We start from the raw sequence: 14,605 nt of genomic DNA, 5'->3' as shown, positions 1-14,605 counted from the left end.
CTGTTGCCGCGGCACAACAGTTTAATCGAATTGGTAAGAATTCATCGGGCGCAAGCCCCAGGTCATCTTCTGTTCAGATATTCGGCGCTATCGCTTGAGCCATATCAGAAAGGCTCCGCCCGCGCTTGAGGTCCGGTCGGACGGGAGAGTTAAGACCATGCTGCTGTTCAGAAAATGGGTTCGCCGCCTGGGTGACAGCACCCGCACTTTCTTTTCCACTGCCTACCGGCCCGAAAAGCATTACATGCGCGGCGCCGGTCCCGCATGCGCGGCTCGCAACCAGCCCCGCAGCGTTTCTTTTTAGTTCGGTCACTCATCAAGCGCATCCGCAACTGAGTGGCCGGATCAAAAGGCGCGGGAACCGTCGTGGCGTCTCTCGATCGCCATGACGATCGTCCGAAGACGCGAGGCGCGTCTACTTCACGCCGAGCTTTTCTTCCGTCCGATCGAGGATAAGCGGCACGATGATGTCCTCCTCGTCGGCGAGATGGCGGTGAAGACCGGTTAGAAATCCAGTTAGTTCACCGCTCATCGTTTCGGCGCTGCGCATCTGCGCGTCCCGATCCCGACTGAGACTTTCAACGAGCGCATTGCCCGCCTCGCCCATCCGGACGAGATCGCGGTGAATGATCTCGTGGTCGTTTTCCAGGATTTCGAAGCCGCGGATGAGGCTCGCCTCCGCTTCCATGAAGGCGGGGAAATAGGCGTGGTCTTCGATTTGGTGATGCCCGTGCAGCTGGTGCAGAAAGAAGCGCATGCGCGGCGCAAAGAAGCCGCGGAACTCGGCCGGATCGATGCGCCCCTCTTGGAGATCCTCGGACGACTTGGCGAGGATGGCACAGAGCTCGCGGAACATGTCGTGGCGGGCGAGCCAGAACTTTGCGAGTTCACCCAGATTCTCATGCTCCGGCCAGACCTCCCGCGGATATTTCCGCAGGAGGGCGAGGAGATCGTCCGGCAGATGCGCCCGCGAACCGAGCCTGAGCGCAGGATCGATCGACGGCGCATCGGTCACTGCAAGATGACCTTTTCGGCGACGGTGGTGTCGGCGTTCAGGCGGTAGACGAGCGGCACGCCCGTCGCGAGCTCGAGCTTGGTGACGGCGTCCGGCGTCAGTCGGTCGAGCACCATGATGAGCGCCCGCAGCGAATTGCCGTGGGCGGAAACCAGAACCCGCTTGCCGCTCATCACGTCGGGCAGGATGTGGGTCATGTAATAGGGCCAGACGCGGGCGCCGGTATCCTTCAGGCTTTCACCTCCCGGAGGGGCCGTGTCGTAGGAGCGGCGCCAGATATGCACTTGCTCCTCGCCCCATTTCTTTCGCGCATCGTCCTTGTTCAGGCCGGAGAGATCGCCGTAATCGCGCTCGTTGAGCGCCTGATCCTGCGTCCGCGGCAAGGCGCCGTCTCCGGAAAGCGGCATGCCGAGCTCTTCCAGGATGAGATCGAGCGTGTTCTGGGCGCGCGTCAGTGCGCTCGTATAGGTGAGGTCGAAGCTGAGACCCGCTTCTTTGAGAAGCCGGCCGCCCTTGCGGGCTTCTTCGATTCCCTTCTCCGTGAGGCCAGGGTCTTTCCAGCCGGTGAAGAGGTTCTTGAGATTCCATTCCGACTGTCCGTGGCGGACGAGAACGAGAAGGCGATCCATATTGTCTCCCTCAATTAGGCAAATGGTTTCAGTGCAGCCCGAGAACGTCGGCCATGTCGTAGAGGCCGGGTTTCTTGTCGAAGGCCCACAAGGCGGCGCGGAGTGCCCCGCGGGTGAAGATGAGGCGCGTCTCGGCGCGATGGCCGATCTCGATGCGCTCGCCCTCGCCGGCAAGCACCACCATGTGATCGCCGACGACCGAGCCGCCCCTGAGGCTTGCAAAGCCGATGGCGCCTTCAGGCCGCTCACCGGTCTCCCCGTCGCGCCCGCGCACGGCGACCGTGTTGAGATCGACGTCGCGCCCCTCCGCCGCTGCCTCGCCGAGGAGGAGCGCCGTGCCGGAGGGCGCATCGACCTTGTGGCGATGGTGCATTTCGACGATCTCGATATCGAATTCCGGCCCGAGGGCCGCTGCAGCCCGGCGCACGAGACCGGCTACGAGATTGACGCCGAGGCTCATATTGCCGGATTTGACGATGCGGCAATGGCGCGACGCCGCGCGGAAGGTCTGCTCGTCTTCCGGCAGGAACCCTGTCGAGCCGATGACATGGACGATACGTGCCTGGGCCGCGAGCTCGCTCAAGGCGAGACTGGCAGAGCGCCCGGTGAAATCGATCAGCACGTCAGATTGTGCAAGGACGGAAAGCGGATCGTCGGAAATGGCGATGCCCGCCTCCTTGATGCCGGCCACCAGTCCGGCGTCCTGGCCGATCGCTTCTGAGCCTTCCCGCTCCAGCGCGCCCACGAGGCGCAAATCATCATGCGCTGCGACGGCGGCGACGAGAGCGCGTCCCATGCGCCCGCTGGCACCCGCAACGACGGTTCTCAGCTGTGTCACTGGCCTCTCCCGTTCTGTCGCGCCGCCTATAGCATGCCTGGGGCGCAAGGCCATCCTCGCCGGCTCTGCCTGACCTCAAAGCTGCCTCGGCCGTGACATGCTCTATGAGAATCCGAGGCCTGCGCGAATACGGCCCGCTGGCGAATATGGCTGTGTTGGCTCGAATAAGCAGAAAACCGAGATAGATATTTTCGCTCCAACGAAGTCTTTGCGCGGCAGTAACGCTTTGCGGCGCGGCAACGCCGTCGCAGAGCACGAAAATGGCGAAATTTAGCCTGCTGCATATTCCAATCGTGTGCAGTTTCGCTAAGAGGACGCATGCCTTTCAGCGACCCATCGAGCAAACTGACCCGCGAAGTCGGGATGGAGCGAGCCTTTTCGAGCCGACGTCTCCGGCTAAGCACGCTCACGCGCCTGCGTTGGCTTGCCATCGCCGGGCAAACCGCCGCCGTGGTGCTGATCGGCTTCGTCCTCGGATTTCCGGTCCCCTTCGGTGCCTGCTTCGCGCTGATCGCGTTGTCGGCCTGGGTCAATATCGGCCTCAGACTGACGTTTCCCGCAACGCGGCGCCTGCATCCGAACTGGGCGACGGTGCTTCTCACCTATGACATCGTGCAGCTTGCCGGGCTCTTGTACTTGACGGGAGGCATGGAAAATCCCTTCGCCTTCCTGATCATCTTCCCGGCGCTCGTCTCGGCGACGACAATGCCCCCGGACAAGACCTTGTTTCTGGGTGGCCTCGCTTTCATCAGCGCGAGCTATCTCGTCTTCTTTCACGAGCCGTTGCCTTGGTCCGGCGCGCCTCTCAACCTGCCGCTTCTCTACGTTGCCGGCATGTGGGCGGCCGTCGTCTGCTCGCTCGTCTTTATGGGCTTCTTCGCCTTCCGCGTCGCCGAGGAAGCGCGCCAGCTTGCTGATGCGCTCGCCGCCACAGAACTCGTCATGCAGCGCGAGCAGCATCTGTCGGCGCTCGACGGACTAGCAGCTGCCGCTGCCCATGAGCTTGGCACGCCGCTCGGCACGATCACCCTCGTGGTCAAGGAAATGCTGAGCGAGGTCGATGCCGAAGATCCTTCTTCGGAAGATCTGAAGCTCCTCGCCTCCCAGACCGCGCGCTGTCGCGAGATCCTGTCCAAGCTCACCTCACTCTCCTCCGAGCCTGAGGAGCATCTCGGGCGTCTCGCTTTGCCGCGTCTTTTGGAAGAGGCGACAGCACCGCATCGTGATTTTGGCATCAAGCTGGCCGTTGAGAGCGATGGGAAGGGCCCTGAGCCCATCTTCCATCGCAACCCTGGTATTCTCTATGGCCTTGGCAACATTCTGGAAAATGCTCTCGATTTTGCCAAGAGCGAGGTTCGGGTCTCCGCGAGCTGGGACGATCGCTTCGTTCTTATCGCCATTTCCGACGACGGTCCGGGCTTCGCGTCGGAAATGATCGAGCGTCTCGGAGAGCCCTACGTCTCGACCCGCTTCAGGACGAGCCCCACGGAACGTGAGAATTCCGGGGGTGGGCTGGGTCTCGGTTTCTTTATCGCCAAGACGCTCCTGGAGCGGAGCGGGGCCAGGCTGTCGCTCAAAAACCGTCCGGCCCCGGAGACGGGCGCGATCGTGACGATCGGCTGGCGGCGCCAATCACCGGCATTGGCAAGCGATGACGGGTCAGATTTACACTATGAGGTGTAAAATCAATTTGACGATCGGGTTTGCAAACCCTGTGCTGAGGCATTAGCACAGATAGTGGAGCAACGAAGTTAAATCAGGCGTTTCTGGGATGAACAGTGAAACCGTTTCGGAACTCGGCCTTGCCGATTCCTCCCTGCTGATCGTGGATGACGACCGCGCCTTCTTGCAGCGTCTTGCGCGCGCCATGGAAAAGCGTGGCTTCGATATCGTTACCGCCGACTGCGTGCGTGATGCCAAGCAGCAGGTGGCGAGCAAGCCGCCTGCCTTCGCGGTTGTCGACATGCGTCTGGAAGACGGCAACGGTCTCGATGTGATCGAGCTTTTGCGGGAGAAGCGGCCGGACGCCCGCGCCGTCATCCTGACCGGCTACGGCAATATTGCGACCGCGGTGACAGCCGTGAAGATGGGGGCGATCGATTATCTGTCGAAGCCGGCCGATGCCGACGACATTTTTGCCTCGCTCATCCGCAATCCGGAAGACCGGGCGGATCCGCCGGAAAACCCGATGTCGGCCGACCGCGTCCGCTGGGAGCACATCCAGCGCGTCTACGAGCTGTGTGATCGCAACGTTTCGGAGACGGCACGCCGCCTCAACATGCACCGCCGCACTCTGCAGCGTATTCTGGCAAAACGCGCCCCGCGCTGAGCCACCCGTCCCCGGCTGAGGCCCTCTCGGGACGCATGTGACCCGGAAGACCACGCGTGATCATTCGCGCGTGCCATCGGGATCTTCCAGATCGTGCAGGCGATTGGCGCCTGCACGTGCGATCCGCACCAGCATTTCCTTGCGCCGGGCGCCCGCAAGACGCGTCTCCTCGCTGTCGCGCAAAATCTCCGCTCCGAAGGCATCGGCGAGGATGAGGCCGGCGTCCTGCGGGAAGACGTCGAGCGGCACATCCGCGGATGTCGCGAAATAGAACCGGTCACAATAGCCAAAGTAGTCACGCCATTTGTGGTCGGCCATGAAATCGGCGAGTGACGACTTGATCTCCACGATGACGATCTCGCCCTTGCCGCCAAGCGCCACGAGATCGGCACGACGTCCGCTCGAAAGTGAGACTTCCGGCAAAAGCGCATAGCCTTCGGCCCGCAGCCTGCGGCACGTGCCGCGGCGGATGGCAAGCGCCGCCGCCGACTGCCGACCGTCGATGAGGGCGGGCTGCCTGTCGGTGTCGACGAGAACGGTGCGAAGGGCGATGCGTGGCATGGGGCAAGGATAGCAAGTGTCGCCACGCCTGCAAACAAAAGACGAACAAAAGCGCCAAGCAAGGCGCACAATCGAGCGGAGGCCGGCCCGACCTCAGGGCGCGGTCTTCACATAGGCATCGACATCGAATTTGCGACGGAGCCCGCTTTGCGTCATCGGACGCACGGTTCCGTAGACGGCGTTTTCCTGGAAGGGCCGGTCGTGCAGGCCGAATGTCCAAAGATTGTTGGCGAAGGAGTTCGGATCGCCGCCGTCGAGAAAATACCGATTGTTCAGGGCAATGATGGTTTCAAGCGCATATTGCGGGCTGGAGGCCCAGCGCAGGATCTGCTTCGCCCAGTACATTCTGAGATGGTTGTGGAGATAGCCGGTCGCCTTCATCTCGCGCATCGCGGCATTGAAGGCCTCGTCTGAGGTGTCGCCCGCTTCGATCTCTGCGGCCGTATAACCCGGATCGCGTTTGTCGTCGGAATGCCGCTGAAGCGTCGCGCGCGCCCAATCGGGGAGGGCTTCGTAGCGATCGTAATTGTCGCGGTAATGGCACCAATTGGCGGCGAGCTCTCGCCGTACGATGAGCTCTTCGAGAAACCCGGCAGCCTCCGCCTTCGCGGCACGCGCCTTGAGCGCGATCTCGATGGGCGAGATCTGGCCGAAGCGCAGATAGGGCGACAGGTGCGAGACACGACGCTTGGTGGGATCGCTGCGTTCGCCATCATAGCGGGGAAGATCGTTGGCGAGAAAACTCGCAAGGTGCTGTTTCGCGCGCGCGTGACCGCCAGCGATCCAATCGACCGGCGCCGGGCCACAATTCCCGCAAACCGCTGCGAGCTTTTCCCAATCCTGAGCGTCGAGGCCCGCCGGGAGTGTGATGCCGGAAAAACGCTTCTGAGGCCGAACATCTTTGTGATCGGTGAGAAAGCGCTCGAGCTGCCGGTTGATCTTGGGGCGGATGGTGCGGGCCGCATACTCGGCCTTGTCGGATGCCGCATTGACCGGCACGACGAGATCGGTTTCGACGGCAATCGCCTGACATCGTGCGTGGTCGCCGAGCCACGTGCGGCGCTGACGGTGATGGCGGAGATGGCCGACATCGGTGACGGCGAGCACGGCACGTTCGAGAAGGTCGCAAAAGGTCGTCTCGTCCGCCATCTCCAAAATCAGAAATCCGGCCTCCATATCGGCAAGCTCTGAGGCGAGATCCTGAAGCCCTTCGGCCATGAACTTCGCCTGCCGGCGAGTGATCGAAGGCGCCTCGTCGCCGAAACGCAGGACGATGAGGAGCGGGCATTCATGTCGATTCGCTTGCTCGGCAGCGAAAGAAAACGCGTGGTTGAGGCGCACTCTCTGCGCCCGGTCCATCCAATAGAGAACGAAGCGCCCGTCCTGCGGAGGCTTTCCGTTGAGCGGAATGAGGCGGGGATCGTTGTCAGTCATGAGATTTATCGGCCTGTCGTCCTTTCGTCAGGGGATGACGAACTCAACGCGCTTTCGTTGCAATCTCGGCGCGATCTGTCGGAGACGACGCGGAACACTTCACCGGGCCAAGAGTTGAGGCGGCAGAGAAACAAGGAGAGTTCCATGTCTTACGAAGCCGATCGCCACCGTGGCCATCCCGTCGATCGCTCGACAGCAACGAGTGGCGACATCGTCCGCATTCTTCTCGCAATCATTCTGCCGCCGCTCGGCGTCTTTCTGCAAGTCGGTCTCGGTTTGCAGTTTTGGTTGAACATTCTTCTGACGCTCTTCGGCTATGTCCCGGGTATCATTCACGCCGTGTGGATCATCCTGCGCCGCTAAGGCCGGCGTGCGCCGGCGACGGATGCCCGGCCTCGCTGCTGTGTTAGAATTGCAACAATTCTAACATGTTGGCGGCCGAGGACCCGTTTTTGACCTGTGTCAAATGGACGAGGTTGTCGGCCCCGCATATCAGGGCCCTGTGATTTCTAGTGCAGGGGACGAGAATGCGCGGGACAACGACTTTGGGACGGGCGGCGCTTGCGGCCGCGTTCCTCTCCATCGCAGGCGTGGCTGGAGCCGCAGATCTGCCAGGCCAAACCTACGAGCCCGTGGCCGCGCCGGCGCCGGTCGCCTGGAGCCCGTGGCAGATTCGTTTGCGCGCGCTTGCGGTGATCCCGAACGACAAGGGTTCAGTCGACCAGATCCCCGGTTCCGATCTTTCCTATTCGAATTCGGTCACGCCCGAACTCGACATCACCTACTTCTTCACGCCGAATATCGCGGCCGAACTCATTCTCGGCACCACCTATGCCAAGATTGAGGGCGATGGACCGATCAGCGGTCTCGACGCGGGGGACACGTGGATCCTGCCGCCGACCCTGACGCTGCAGTATCACTTCACGAATTTCGGCGCCTTCAAGCCGTATGTCGGCGCGGGCGTGAACTACACCTTCTTCTACGGCACCGAGAACGACGATCTCGCTGCCTTCGACATCGACAACAGCTTCGGCCTCGCGCTGCAGGTCGGTGCCGACTACATGTTCAACGAGCATTGGGGCATCAACCTCGATGTCAAGAAGCTGTTCCTGTCGGCCGATTGGGACGGCAGCCTTGCGGACGGCACCTATGTGAGCGGCGATGCCGATCTCGATCCCTGGCTGATCGGCGCCGGTGTCACCTACAAGTTCTGATCCGCGCTTTTGAGCTGAACAATTTGAGCGGCCCTGCTTGCAGGGCCGCTTTTCTTTTGCCCGGGCCACCATCGCGCTCACGCGAAGATGCGCTTCGGTTTCATGGCTGCAAGGTCTCGCGTCAGCCAGAAACGGCCAGCGCTTCGCGCCGAACGCGCAAGAGAAGGAAAACGGCGAGCGCCAGAAACGCTACCGGCGCCACGTTGATGTGCCCCACGCTGGTGGCGACGCCGTTGATGAAAGAGATCGAGGAAACGCCTATCAGGAGTGCCGAGGCGGAGATGCCGGGCCGAGGAGCTCCGCCGCCACCGAAATAGAGGCTGAGCGCGACGAAGCTCGGCGCAGCAAGGTCATAGTAGAGCACGTAAGGCAGCGTCAGGTAGGTAGCCGTCACCAGCATTGCCGCTTTGGTCTCGCGCCGGGCCCCCGACAAGGTCGCGTAGACGAGGGAGCCCACCCCAAAAAGTGCGCTCAGCGCCTGTAAGGTCGCCGCCGCCGTGACGTCGAGACCGAGATAGCGTGCGGCGCCGTAGACGCTCATCTGCACGCTCAGAAAGGCGTCTCGTTCGCTCAGCAAGACCGCGCCGGTTGGATCCTGAAGGCCGAAGAGAAAGGCTCTCCATGGCTCGATGCCGAAGGCCGCGATCGAGGCGCCGATGAGGCTCGCAGCCGTGACCGTCGCCACCGCAATGACGAGAAACCGGTGCTCCAAGAGCAGCACCAGCGGGATGAGAACTCCGAATTGCGGCTTGACGGTCAAAAGGCCGAGAAGAATGCCGGCAATGATCGGTTTCTCGTCCCACAGATAGATGGCGCCGATAAAAAGCCCACCGACGATGAAACAGGTCTGGCCGATGAGGATTCCGAGCGCCGTGACCGGCGCGATGAGAAGCCAGACGACGATGCTCTTGTCGCCCCAGATGCGTGCTGCTGCGAAAAGAAAGGCTGCGAGGCTGGCCCCCATGAAGAGACCGTAGGCGACCAGGTAGGGAAAGAGGCTGAGCGGGGCAAGAACAAAGAGAAAATGCGGCGGGTAAAGCCAGCGCACCCCGAAATCCGACCCGTAGAGGTCGATGATGTAATGTGAAAACTGACTTGGATCGAAAAGACCGGAGAGATGGCCTTCGAGAAGCATGCGTGAGGCGATCCAGAAGACGATGAAATCGCCGCCGCCTGGATGTGCGGTGGAATAGACCTCGCCGGTGCGGGTCATCCACTCCGTTAGCATGCCTCGGGGAAAGCCGAGAAGCGTCACAAAGAAAGCGAAAGCAAGCCAGAAACGTCGATCGTTGAGGAGCGTGAAGCGGAACGCTGCATTCCCCGCTCGTGACGGCTCGCCCGGCGCTGCGGCGTTCATCTCTGCCTCATGCGGCGTTCACTTCACGGCATGTGCCTTCGATGGGAGATGCCTGAAGGGGCTGGCCGTTGCGCCCGGTTTCCGCCCGCGCGCGAAGGAGAAGTGCGATCGCCAAAGCGAGGAAGGCAATCGGTCCGCTGCCGAAGCCGATCGCCACGGTGGCGCCGTTCACGAAGGAGAGGCAGGCGACGAAGATGAGGAGCATGGAGAACAGGACGTTGGGCGGCTCCTCCCGTTCTTTGCCGAAATAAAGCCATAGCGCCACGAAGGTCGAGGCGACGAGATCGTAGAAGAGCACATAGGGCGAGACGAGATAGGTTGCGGTGACGAGCATGGCGATCTTCGTGTCACGTTGCGCGCCAGACAGCGTCGTCGCGACGAGCGCGACGACGGCAAAAAGCGCGCTCAACCCTTGAAGCCAAGCTGCCGTTGCAAGATCGGCACCGAGGAGCCGCGCCGAACCGAAGACGCTCATTTGCAGTCCGAGGAATTTTTTGCTCGCCGTCGTCAGGATATCGGAATTGGCCCCATCCATGCCGAAGAGGAAGGCCTGCCAGGGGGCGGTGCCGAAGACGAGGACGGAGACGCCGATCATGACGAGGGCTGTCACGGACGCGACGAAGATCACGCGCCACCGCCCTTCCAAAAGGAGAACAAGCGGGATCAGGACGCCGTATTGCGGCTTGATGGTGAGAAGCCCGAGGAGAATGCCGGCGAGGATGGGCTTCCGATCCCAGAGAAAAATGGAGCCGATCAGAAGGCCGCCGACGAGAAAACACATCTGGCCGAGCAGGACCCCGAGGAATGTCGAGGGCGCAACGAGCAGCCAGAAGACGATGTCGCGCTTCCCCCAGACGATGCGACCGATGGCGGCCAGAAAAGCGAAACTCGCCGCCATGAAGCCCGCCCATGCCGCGAGATAGGGTAGCTTGGCGATCGGCGCGATGAAGAACAGAAAATGTGGCGGGTAGAGCCAGCGCATCTCATAGTCGCTGCCGTAACGATCGATGATCGTCTGCGAGAAAGTGGCTGGGTCGTAGAGGTCGCGAATATGCCCCTGCAGGATCAGCTCTGAGGCGACGTAGAAGACGACGAAATCGCCGCCGCCCGGATGGTTCGTCGAATAGACGTCGCCGCTGCGTGTGATCCAGTCGGTCAGGATGCCATAGGGAAAGCCGAGCAGCGTGGTCCCAAAAGCAAAGAGCAGCCAGAAGCGGCGATCGTTCAGGATGGTGAATTGCATGCCCGCCATCTCCGGCCTGACAGTCTGAGGGCTCGCCTGCGCATGTTTCAACGCCATGGCGCAGCAGCTCCCCGTGCAAGGATGCTCTGGCCCCCGCCTCGTGCCGTCACTCCAGCCGGGCCACGATCGCACTCACGTTCTGCGGCATTCGCATTTTCCTGACGGGCACGCAAAACGAGCGCCGTGGCAAGCGCCGCGAATACGAAGGGTCCGGCGCTGAAACCCATCGCGACGGTCAGGCCGTTGACGAAGGACAGGGTCGCCACGAGCACGAGAAGCAGTGACAGGGCAAAGCCCGGCGCCTTCTCACGGCCATGGCCGAGATAGAGCCAGATTGCTGCAAAGGTTGGAGCCGCGAGATCGTAGCCGAGGATATAGGGTGTCGCGAGATAGGTGGTGGCGACGAGCATCATATCTTTCGTGTCTCGCTCCGCCTGCCATAGCACGACACGGACGAGGGCGACGGCCGCGATGACGGCCGCTCCGGCCTGAACGAGACCTGCCGTCTTCATATCGGCGCCGAAGAGGCGGCCGGCACCGTAAGGCGTGAGCTGCAGCGAGAGGAAATTGCTGGCGGAAGCGCGCAGCATGTCACCCTGCGGGCCGGAAAGATGGCCGAAGAACCCTCTCCACGCCTCAAGCCCGAAAACGGCGACGGAAGCGCCGATCAGGGTTGCGGCGGTCGCGGACGCAACGGCGATGACAAGGAAGCGTCGCTCCAGCAGAAGCAGGAGCGGAAAGAAGACGCCGAATTGCGGCTTGATGGTCAAAAGGCCGAGGAAAATGCCGGCCAGGATCGGCCGTTCCTCGCGCCAATAAAGCGCACCGATGAAGAGCGCTCCGACAAGGAAGGTCGTCTGCCCGAAAATGAGGGCGAGAACGGTAAAGGGGGCGATGAGGAGCCAGAAGACGATGTCTCGCCCGCCCCAAATCTTCGCGGCGACGATGAGGAGGACCAGAAGACTGCCCACCATGAACAAGGCGAAAGCGGTCCAATAGGGCAAAAGCCCGAGAGGCAGGATGAAAAACAGGAAGTGAGGCGGATAGAGCCAGCGCCGATCGAAATCGTCGCCGAATTGATCGATGAGCGCCTGCGCGTAAAGATGCGGATCGTAAAGATCGCGGGCCTCGCCATGCAGGCTTTTCAGTGATGCGATCCAGAAGTTCAGAAAATCAGCGCCGCCGGGATGCAGATTGTCGGCGTAACTTCCGGCCTCATTCAGCCAATCGACAAGATAGCCGCGTGGAAAACCCGCGAGCGTCAGCGCAAAGGCGAAGAAGAGCCAGAAGCGGCGGTCGTTGAGGATGGTGAATTGCGGCATCGCTGGAAAGACTACGCAGCGAGGCTTAAATCCGCGGTTAAACGGGGGCCCCCTCAACTCCTCCTGCGACGAAAGACGCCGTCAGCGCCGCGCAATTTCTGCGGCAGGAGGGGCATGCCGCATCATCCGTGCTTGCGCCGGCCTGCGGCCATGCTACATGCGCGCTCCATGGCTGATCTTTCCCACATCCGCAATTTTGCGATCGTCGCGCATATCGACCACGGCAAGTCGACGCTTGCCGACCGCCTGATTCAGACGACCGGCACCCTACCGGAGCGCGAGATGAAGGAGCAGCTCCTCGATTCCATGGATATCGAGCGCGAGCGCGGCATCACCATCAAGGCGCAGACCGTGCATCTGCGCTACACGGCGAAGAACGGCGAGGAATACCACCTCAACCTGATCGACACGCCGGGCCATGTCGATTTCGCCTACGAGGTGAACCGTTCGCTCTATGCCTGCGAGGGCTCGCTCCTCGTGGTCGATGCCTCGCAGGGCGTGGAGGCGCAAACGCTCGCCAATGTCTATCAGGCGATCGAGGTCAATCACGAGATCGTTCCGGTCTTGAACAAGATCGACCTGCCGGCGGCCGAGCCGGAGCGTATCAAGCAGCAGATCGAGGACGTGATCGGCCTCGATGCGTCAGATGCTGTGATGATCTCGGCCAAGACCGGGCTCGGCATCGAGGACGTGCTGGAGGCGATCGTGCATCGCCTGCCGGCGCCGAAAGGCCTGCTCGATGCGCCCTTGAAGGCGCTCCTCGTCGATTCCTGGTATGATCCCTATCTCGGCGTCGTCGTCCTCGTGCGCGTCATCGACGGCACGCTGAAGAAGGGCCAGACGGTGCGCATGATGGGCACCGGCGCGCGCTACGAGGTCAACCAGGTCGGCATGTTCACGCCGAAGATGGTGGAGACCGAAGAATTGCCGCCGGGCGAGATCGGCTTTCTGACGGCCTCCATCAAGGACGTGGCCGACACCCGCGTCGGCGATACGATCACCGAGGACAAGCGGCCGACGGAGAAGGCGCTGCCGGGCTTCCGGCCGGCCGTACCCGTCGTCTTCTGCGGCCTCTTCCCGGTCGACGCCAACGATTTTGAGGATCTGCGCGCGGCGATGGGCAAGCTCCGCCTCAACGACGCGTCGTTTTCCTATGAGATGGAAACCTCGGCCGCGCTCGGCTTCGGCTTCCGCTGCGGCTTTCTGGGGCTTCTGCACCTGGAGATAATTCAGGAGCGGCTGGCGCGCGAATTCGATCTCGATCTGATCGCGACGGCGCCTTCGGTCGTCTACCAGATCCGCCTGACGGACGGCGAAGAGATCGAGCTCCACAACCCGGCCGATATGCCCGATCCGGTCAGGATCGAGGAAATCAAGGAACCTTGGATCCGCGCCACCATCCTGACGCCGGACGAATATCTGGGCGGGGTGTTGAAACTCTGCCAGGACCGCCGCGGCATCCAGCAGGGGCTCACCTATGTCGGCCAGCGCGCCATGCTGGAATACGATCTACCTTTGAACGAGGTCGTCTTCGATTTCTACGACCGGCTGAAATCGATCTCCAAGGGCTATGCGAGCTTCGACTACCACATCACCGGCTACGAGACGGGCGATCTGGTGAAGATGCAGATCCTCGTCAACGCCGAGCCGGTCGACGCGCTCTCCATGCTCGTCCATCGCAGCCAGGCCGATCGACGCGGGCGGGCGCTGTGCGAAAAACTGAAGGATCTGATCCCCCGCCACCTCTTCAAGATCCCGGTCCAGGCTGCCGTCGGCGGCAAGGTCATTGCCCGCGAGACGATCGCAGCCCTTAGGAAGGACGTGACCGCCAAATGCTATGGCGGCGACGCGACGAGAAAGCGCAAGCTTTTGGACAAGCAGAAAGAGGGCAAGAAGAAGATGCGCCAGTTCGGCAAGGTGGAGATCCCGCAGGAGGCCTTCATCGCCGCCTTGAAGATGGGCGACGAATAGGCTGACAGCACGCTCTATCTGGTCGCGATCGCCGCGGCCGCCCCGCCGAGGAAGAGGGCGCTGATCCGGTTGACGACGCGGCGGGCGGCAGGCTTCTGCAGGAAACGCCGCACCTGGCCGGCAAGGGCGATGTAGCTGAGGTCGATCGCAGCAAGCACGAGGAGAAGGGTGAGCGACAGCTCACCCCAACCGGCGAGGCTGAGACTTTCGAGATCGAGAAGGTTGGGCAAGAGGGCGAGATAGAAGACCATGATCTTCGGATTGCCCATCGTCACCGCGAAACCGGCAAGGAATATTTTGAGAGCCGAACCGCGCGGCGACGGCGTCCCATCCTCCGTTTCCACCCTTGCTGGTGCATTCCACATCTTGAATGCGAGATAGATGAGATAGGCGGCGCCCGCGAATTTCACGACGGCGAAGGCCCAGAAGAAGCTCTGTGCGAGTGTGGCGAGGCCGAAGACGGCCGCGGCCAGCCACAGAACCTCTCCGATCCACATCGCTGCCGCAAAAGGCAGGACGTCGCGCCAACCCCGGGTCAGAACACGCGAAACGAGGGCCGTGACGCTCGGCCCCGGCGTGCCCGCATTGATGAAAAGCGCACCTGCAAAAAGCGTGAGGGTCAGGGGATCAAGCAGCATCTGGTCTCAATACCTTTGCGACAGAGCTTGTGAGGTTAGCCGAAGCCTGCGTCC

At 61.9% G+C, this 14,605-nt stretch carries 14 protein-coding genes; 5 read left to right on the top strand and 9 right to left on the bottom strand.

The annotated features are described in order from the left end of the window. Positions 1–415: 415 nt before the first annotated feature. The 3 genes from J2R99_RS05555 to dapB are packed head-to-tail and all read right to left on the bottom strand — an operon-like array spanning position 416 to position 2,473. A complete protein-coding gene (locus J2R99_RS05555; protein WP_307153463.1) occupies positions 416–1,015 on the bottom strand; it encodes a hemerythrin domain-containing protein in 600 nt (199 codons plus the stop codon). Beyond that, positions 1,012–1,644 (bottom strand): 2,3-bisphosphoglycerate-dependent phosphoglycerate mutase, encoded by a 633-nt coding sequence (locus J2R99_RS05550; RefSeq protein ID WP_307153462.1) that lies wholly within the window; start codon positions 1,642–1,644, stop codon positions 1,012–1,014. The genes J2R99_RS05555 and J2R99_RS05550 overlap by 4 nt, the downstream gene beginning before the upstream one ends. Before the next feature lie 28 nt (positions 1,645–1,672). Further along, positions 1,673–2,473 (bottom strand): 4-hydroxy-tetrahydrodipicolinate reductase, encoded by an 801-nt coding sequence (gene dapB / locus J2R99_RS05545; protein WP_307154154.1) that lies wholly within the window; start codon positions 2,471–2,473, stop codon positions 1,673–1,675. 372 nt (positions 2,474–2,845) lie between these two features. Between dapB and J2R99_RS05540 the strand changes: the two genes are divergently transcribed. Both J2R99_RS05540 and J2R99_RS05535 read left to right on the top strand, forming a co-directional pair. Continuing rightward, entirely contained in the window at positions 2,846–4,165 is a 1,320-nt protein-coding gene (locus J2R99_RS05540) for an ActS/PrrB/RegB family redox-sensitive histidine kinase (protein ID WP_307154153.1), read from the top strand. A gap of 88 nt (positions 4,166–4,253) precedes the next feature. Then, positions 4,254–4,811, top strand: a complete 558-nt coding sequence (locus J2R99_RS05535; protein ID WP_234629890.1) for an ActR/PrrA/RegA family redox response regulator transcription factor — start codon at positions 4,254–4,256, stop codon at positions 4,809–4,811. 60 nt (positions 4,812–4,871) lie between these two features. Here J2R99_RS05535 and J2R99_RS05530 read toward each other — a convergent pair whose 3' ends face one another. Next, entirely contained in the window at positions 4,872–5,372 is a 501-nt protein-coding gene (locus J2R99_RS05530) for an MmcB family DNA repair protein (RefSeq protein WP_307153461.1), read from the bottom strand. A gap of 93 nt (positions 5,373–5,465) precedes the next feature. Further along, the gene (locus J2R99_RS05525) at positions 5,466–6,806 is read right to left on the bottom strand and encodes a deoxyribodipyrimidine photo-lyase (protein ID WP_307153460.1); all 1,341 of its coding nucleotides are present in this window, start codon (positions 6,804–6,806) and stop codon (positions 5,466–5,468) included. Positions 6,807–7,016: 210 nt separating this feature from the next. Here J2R99_RS05525 and J2R99_RS05520 point away from each other — a divergent pair, with 210 nt between their 5' ends. Together J2R99_RS05520 and J2R99_RS05515 are read left to right on the top strand one after the other, a co-directional pair. Further along, entirely contained in the window at positions 7,017–7,169 is a 153-nt protein-coding gene (locus J2R99_RS05520; protein WP_307154152.1) for a YqaE/Pmp3 family membrane protein, read from the top strand. Between the two features lie 164 nt (positions 7,170–7,333). Then, the gene (locus J2R99_RS05515; protein ID WP_307153459.1) at positions 7,334–8,020 is read left to right on the top strand and encodes an OmpW/AlkL family protein; all 687 of its coding nucleotides are present in this window, start codon (positions 7,334–7,336) and stop codon (positions 8,018–8,020) included. 121 nt (positions 8,021–8,141) lie between these two features. On the opposite strand, the gene J2R99_RS05510 is transcribed toward J2R99_RS05515, so the two are convergent. The 3 genes from J2R99_RS05510 to J2R99_RS05500 are packed head-to-tail and all read right to left on the bottom strand — an operon-like array spanning position 8,142 to position 11,942. Then, on the bottom strand, positions 8,142–9,377 hold the full coding sequence (locus J2R99_RS05510) for a glycosyltransferase family 87 protein (protein ID WP_307153458.1): 1,236 nt from the start codon (positions 9,375–9,377) through the stop codon (positions 8,142–8,144). 7 nt (positions 9,378–9,384) lie between these two features. After that, on the bottom strand, positions 9,385–10,677 hold the full coding sequence (locus tag J2R99_RS05505; protein WP_307153457.1) for a glycosyltransferase family 87 protein: 1,293 nt from the start codon (positions 10,675–10,677) through the stop codon (positions 9,385–9,387). Further along, a complete protein-coding gene (locus J2R99_RS05500; protein WP_307153456.1) occupies positions 10,668–11,942 on the bottom strand; it encodes a glycosyltransferase family 87 protein in 1,275 nt (424 codons plus the stop codon). Before J2R99_RS05500 ends, J2R99_RS05505 begins: the two co-directional genes overlap by 10 nt. Positions 11,943–12,092: 150 nt before the next feature. On the opposite strand from J2R99_RS05500, the gene lepA reads away from it, so the two are divergent. Next, on the top strand, positions 12,093–13,913 hold the full coding sequence (gene lepA, locus J2R99_RS05495) for a translation elongation factor 4 (protein WP_307154151.1): 1,821 nt from the start codon (positions 12,093–12,095) through the stop codon (positions 13,911–13,913). A gap of 14 nt (positions 13,914–13,927) precedes the next feature. Here the strand turns inward: lepA and J2R99_RS05490 are convergent, their stop codons facing one another. After that, positions 13,928–14,551 carry a LysE family translocator gene (locus J2R99_RS05490; protein ID WP_307153455.1) on the bottom strand — a complete coding sequence of 208 codons (624 nt, stop codon included), beginning with the start codon at positions 14,549–14,551 and terminating at the stop codon, positions 13,928–13,930. Positions 14,552–14,605 lie beyond the last annotated feature (54 nt).

This window comes from Rhodopseudomonas julia, assembly GCF_030813515.1.
In the GTDB taxonomy this organism is placed as follows: Bacteria; Pseudomonadota; Alphaproteobacteria; order Rhizobiales; family Afifellaceae; genus Afifella; species Afifella julia.
The sequence above is the reverse complement of the archived record's forward strand: the minus strand, read 5'-3'. Positions and strand labels throughout refer to the sequence as shown.